The sequence below is a fragment of the Psychrobacter sp. AOP5-GZ1-6 genome, assembly GCF_052376345.1.
GTDB lineage: Bacteria > Pseudomonadota > Gammaproteobacteria > Pseudomonadales > Moraxellaceae > Psychrobacter.
In genome coordinates, this window is record NZ_JBQSVP010000171.1 from 1 (window position 1) to 5,622 (window position 5,622).

Here is a 5,622-nt window from a genome sequence, read left to right on the forward strand (position 1 = left end):
GGACAAAAACTCTTCGCTAAAAATGTATATTGGCGGGTTTTGGCAAGAAAGAACTACGCAAGATGATAATGTTGGTTTCCGATTAAAAAGTGAATACGATACCAGCGCGCCTAATTGGTTACCAAAAAACACTGCTCTAGGGTTTGGCCTATACGTTGAGCACGATGATGAAGATGACTTACGAGTTGGTGCTCAATTAAAATTGAACTTAGGTGTAACTGATAATTCTAATAATCATATTTTGCAACAAGTCAGACGTGAACTGATAATGACACCTGACGTTTATAATATAGATACTTTTGAACAAGCAGCTAACTATGGCAAGATACAAAAGTTTGCTTATGATAATACTAATGAAGATATACAAGCAGTCAATGGGCAAATTGCCAATCTAGGAGAGAACGGCGTTGCCCTCATGAGCGGCACGGTAACCTTTGACGACAGCTTGATTATCGGTGAAGGTCAGACCTTATTAGGTAATGGCTCGTTGTTAATCAAAACACTGTCCGGAAAACAGGCTGAATATAGACAGACCACACCAGCAAAAATTAATAATACTTCAGGAGACAGCAGCGTTGTTAAAGTTGCCTCTAACTCTACAGTTACAGGAATAATGACCAAGGGGGGAGCCGAAGGCATAGGTAGCCTAAACGAAAGTACAAATAATGTCAGTATTAACAACGTCGATATCTCAGCAACCACAGGCGATGGAATTAAGCTCAACAACACCAACGGTCTCAACATTAAAAACAGTAAAATCCATGACTTAAATATTTGTGAAAACAATACAGACTGTGAATTTGCAGTATTCTCACCAACAAAGGCTCCAAACTCAGCAGTGAGTGCAGTCGGTAGTCAGAATATCAACATTGATAATGTCAAGATTGATGACGTTACCTATGGAATTTTTCTAGCCAGTGACTACGATCAAGAGACAAGTACGTATAAAACTACAACATCTAATGTGAATATTAACAATACAAGCATCAGCAACTCGCGCCGTGAAGGGCTACTATTGGTAGGCAATGACAACGTAACCATAGATAACCTCACTATGGATAACAGCAACCAAGATCAAGAAATGGATTTAATAGTGTTACAAGGTAGTCATAATATAACTATGAACGAGACAAACTTATCAGGCGGAATCAATGGTTTAATGATAGTCAATTCACCCAACCTACCTAGCTTTGACGACAACAATATTAAAATTAAAAATATGAACATTAATAACACTAGTCTCTCAGGCGTATTTATTAACCCAGCTTCAAAGATAGAGTTAGAAAATGTCACAGTTAACAACCCAGGAACCGCTGGAATCTCACTATATGGGAATGAATGGATGGGAGGGCCTGTAGAAGACGTCTCGATAAAGAACCTTCAAATAAACAACCCCTCCGAAAATGCAGTGGTGTTCTTTGGCCCGGTAAAAAACATCAAGGGCGACATAAACACGAATCAAAACGAAAACACTTGCAGCAACCTATGGGACATGGCTAAGTTCGAACAAGAACCTGGCAGCACACTAACCATTAACGGAAACAAAATAGCAAACTTAAGCGACTGCAACTAATATAAAGGGACGGCAATAGCCTAAGCAGGATAACAGCGGCGTAGACCCACACGGCTGTTATCTGATTTAGGCTTATCCAGTCTCACTTTTCTTTCGATTTTTTCCTGTAGTAAGTTGCCCTACTTATACCCAAAGCTTCCCAAGGCTTTAACGATTGCTCTGATGTGGCTACAGGCTTACGCTTAGATATCTTGCCACCTTTACTGCCTTTAAGTATCTGACGATAAATGAACTCGTTGTAGTGATAAGCATCATGCTTCCAACAGTACTTAGCAATACTTTTGGCTGTCGCTTTGACTTCTGAATAAGGTAACGGCTCTGAAAACATCATATTTGCGTTTTGAGCGTGTTTAAGCACTGAGTTATACCATTGCTCCCATGTCTTCCCTCGATGCGCTCTAATCGCAGAATACGCCCAATGACGAACGGTATCGAACAGGGTGCAGTTCCTGCCAAGTCCGTATTCTTTCTCGGTAGCCGTTAAAGGTCTGAGATCAACGAATTCCGCGAGATAATTCAGCTCATAGGCTTCTTTTGTCCATACCTCGGTACGCCAATGCTCGTGCATCGGGTTTTTAGTGATGAAGTTTGTATAACCAACGTCTGCGCGAGTCGCTCTGACAAGCCCTGCTTGTATCTTAGCGAGATACTCTAGAGCTTTGCGGCTACCGTGCTCACTGGTACAAACGGGCGTTTTTAGCTCGTAGACGATATGAGCGTGGCCATTTTTAGGGTTTTGGGTTGTCCAGCGTGGCGGTGGCAAGTATTCTTCCGCCCAACGCATTGCACCATGTTCATGGTCAATATCAAGGCAAATAAAATGGGTCATGCAAGGAGGGTTGTGCTGGATATACCGCATTTTGACAGCGGTTTGCCTAGGACGAATGACAAGATTACCTAAATCATCGGTGCAATAGGGCTTGTAGGGGAGTGTTTCGTATATTTCCGGTAGTATTAACATGACACACACTTGTGTTGGTGCGCCTGCTGATATAAAATGTCCGTATCGAAAAATGGGTTTTATATCTGCTGACACAGATTAAAATTCATCTAACCCCTGAAGCTGGCCGGCTTTGGGGGTTAGTCGTTTCTAGCACTTGAGTTTACGCTCTCATTCTCGTTTCGTCAATTAACAATTTCCTTGTAAAGCCACGCCATTTAAGGCTTACGAAGTTGTACCTACTTCACGTTATCTGCCCATACTGGGACCCGAATAAGTCCGCTTAGGCTGTTGTTTTTCAAGGTCTTGCGTTATTTGTTTACTAATTTCGCGACAGTCTCTAACTCGCTGCTCAATTTGTTCTGTGACAACTGTATTTCGTGCTGTGAACTCTTTAGCTGCTCCATCGTACCTTCTAGCATCGTCTCTAATACGGTCAAATCTATCTTTAGATCGTCTGATAGCACTAATGTACTCTGATACTCGCTCAAGGCTTTCGTGAGCTGTAATTGTGCGTTTGCGAGTATTACTAGCTGTTCTGCTAACACTGTTTGTCCTTCCGTGTGTTCTTTGCGATGCTGTCGCCAAGCTTTCTGCTCTTTCGTGTGCTTGCTCAGTGAAATCTCTAATGCTTCGAACATGGTCGGTAACGATTTGAGTTCCTGCGCTTGCGTCTCTGCCAATGCCGTTAATGAGGTCTTTAATTCCTCGATAGTCTGCGTTTGGTAGTCGATCATGTCTCTTTGACGCGCTATGGTGTCGGCGTTCGCTTCCATCGCTTCGCTGACTTGCTGTATCAATTGTTTTTGCATGGTCTTTTATCCTAATTTCATTCCGATGACGACGCCTAATATCAATATCAACAAAGCGAACAGAAAGCCAAAGATCAGCACTGCCCAAACTCGGTGTTCTAGGAATTTGAAGGCTTCGGCTTGGTGATCTTGCATTGTCTCGCTCAACTCGCGTGAATACTCGCTCATCATTTCCGCTATCTCGGCTTTTTGTTGCTCTAGGCTCTCTGTCGTAAGGGCTTGGACGCTGTAAATGTGATTGGCTAGTAAGGTGTTGATGCCTTCGTTGTGCAGCTCTAACATTTCCTGCAATTTGGTTTGCTTCTCGTCTAGGCTCTCCGTGCCTTGCTTGATGATACTCTCGCTTTCGCTCAAGCTCTTTATAAAGGACGCGTGTAGCTTCGTTAAATCTTCGTCTAACGTGGTTTCTATAAGATTCGCTGTCTCGTTCGACTTCTGCTTGAACTTCTTGGCTAAATCTAAAATCTCGCTCATATAATCCGCCTGTTAATCTAATATTTCTGCCACCACTGGGGTTTTTAATGGAGACGGCTTTGTCAGTCTGTCTTGCGATCTCAAACCCTGCATCTTGTAGCGTTTCAATCACGTCACTACGACTGCTAATCAGCCCTTCGGCTACTAAGTTTTTTAAGCCTTCGGTAATAGCTTCCCTAGCTTCTTTGGTGGCTCTTGGTAGGTTGTCACGTTGCGCCATTAAACGTTTACGCGCAGGATCGTTTGGGTCTGATAAATCATAGTTAATATTCTGTAGGTCTTTCCACGCATTGACCCTCGTTTTGTCTTGGCTGTGAATATAGGGCTGAAAAAGTCGCCCATGCTCAAGGTCGATATTGGCAATCACAAAGTTAAGCTCAAGCCTTCCTTTGTCCCTGTGCTCAATCCATGCAAAGCTGACCCGATCAGCGGTTAGCCCTGCGGTAATTGTCTGCTCAAAGCCGTCCATAATTTCGTTTTTTTGCTTGATTGTTAGATGGTCAGGGGCTTCTTCAAAGCTCAAGCAACCACTGGTGTACTGGCGTTTAAAATCTAGTGAATCAATCAGTAGCTTTTGCTGCTCTACGTCACCGCGCAATATCTCGGCATCAGGACGATCACCGTCTTTGCCAAGTAGATAATCAAAGACGGCACTACCGCCACCGGTGCCGTGACGAAAGAATTTAACGATCATCGCTCATGATCCTTTGTAGCTCGGCATCAAGGTCAGCTTGTATTTTCACCAAGGTCATTAGCACCTCGTTGTTCACATGGTTTCCTAGGTTTAGATGCTTGGCAATTTGATTGATGTTGTTACCGATCCACGCCACATGACGCACCAATTCGGGGTCAGCTGCATGTATGATTTTCTTTGCTTTGCCTTTTGGTTGTTCGATGTTTTGCCCCAGTGCCAACTGGCGCAAAAAAGTGGACGTACCCAATTCACCGGCACGGGTTTTTATGTCGTTAAATTCAGTATCAGTTAGGCGTATTTGTATGTGCCTATCTCTGATTTTCTTAGTTGATTTATCATCGCTCATGGGTGACGTCCGTAAGGTTTTTGGGGTTAAGGGGTTTCCCCTTACCGGCATGCCAAAATGTAAAGAAACGAAGTGAATTGTAATGACGGCATATGCTGGCTTAGTAAATATCGATTTAATGCCGTTAAGTATAAGCTCTCTTTAATATGTCGATAATGCTTTTATATATTTACACATAGTAAGTTAATGTATATTATTGTTAATAATTATCATTATCATTAATCTCAAATAAGGCTTCCTGATGAAGAAAGTGTCATATCTCATACTAGGTTCAGTAATCATCCCTATTGCATTTTCTTCAGTACCTGCTGTTGCAGAAATGAACTCTAACTTTAGTCCAAAACTACAATTACAAGGCGATTGGACTAGCGATGATAATAGTTATGGCTTGGGAGTTTTACTTCCCTACACTAATCAACTAACTGGTGTGCCATTTCTTGACCTACGCTATTATCAAAATGATAATAATATTAGCAACGCCAGCATTGGCCTGGGGTATCGTCACTCGTTACCAGAACAAAAATTTTTTGGTATCAACTCATATTACGACACTATAGAAACCGATGATAATAAGTATACTCAAGCCTCTGTTGGGATAGAGTATATTACTAAAGCTTGGGAAGCGCGCGCGAACTACTACCAACCTACTAATGATGATAAAAACATCTTAAATGAACTATTTACAGCTGATATCAAAGATAACTATCTAGGCATCAACACCACAAGTGGTATTGAAGAATTAAACAACTCGGCTGACCTAGAGTTCGGGCGTATTCTATCGCA

At 42.3% G+C, this 5,622-nt stretch carries 6 protein-coding genes; 2 read left to right on the forward strand and 4 right to left on the reverse strand.

Annotated features, from left to right (window positions below; genetic code table 11):
- Window positions 1–1,573: right-handed parallel beta-helix repeat-containing protein (locus ACT3RN_RS14250; protein ID WP_444518740.1), on the forward strand; the 1,573-nt coding region annotated here is incomplete at its 5' end.
- Window positions 1,574–1,655: 82 nt separating this feature from the next.
- Here the strand turns inward: ACT3RN_RS14250 and ACT3RN_RS14255 are convergent.
- From ACT3RN_RS14255 to ACT3RN_RS14270, 4 genes are all read right to left on the reverse strand, one after another.
- Entirely contained in the window at window positions 1,656–2,534 is an 879-nt protein-coding gene (locus ACT3RN_RS14255) for a replication initiation protein (protein ID WP_444518741.1), read from the reverse strand.
- A gap of 290 nt (window positions 2,535–2,824) precedes the next feature.
- Window positions 2,825–3,325 (reverse strand): hypothetical protein, encoded by a 501-nt coding sequence (locus ACT3RN_RS14260; RefSeq protein ID WP_413469403.1) that lies wholly within the window; start codon window positions 3,323–3,325, stop codon window positions 2,825–2,827.
- 6 nt (window positions 3,326–3,331) lie between these two features.
- A complete protein-coding gene (locus ACT3RN_RS14265; protein WP_226945165.1) occupies window positions 3,332–3,799 on the reverse strand; it encodes an MbeB family mobilization protein in 468 nt (155 codons plus the stop codon).
- A 683-nt stretch (window positions 3,800–4,482) separates the two neighbouring features.
- Complete coding sequence (locus ACT3RN_RS14270) at window positions 4,483–4,839, reverse strand: plasmid mobilization protein (RefSeq protein ID WP_179288411.1); 357 nt, start codon at window positions 4,837–4,839, stop codon at window positions 4,483–4,485.
- A 241-nt stretch (window positions 4,840–5,080) separates the two neighbouring features.
- Between ACT3RN_RS14270 and ACT3RN_RS14275 the strand changes: the two genes are divergently transcribed.
- Window positions 5,081–5,622, forward strand: a 542-nt coding sequence (locus tag ACT3RN_RS14275; protein WP_444518742.1) for an inverse autotransporter beta domain-containing protein, incomplete at its 3' end; no start/stop codon positions are given.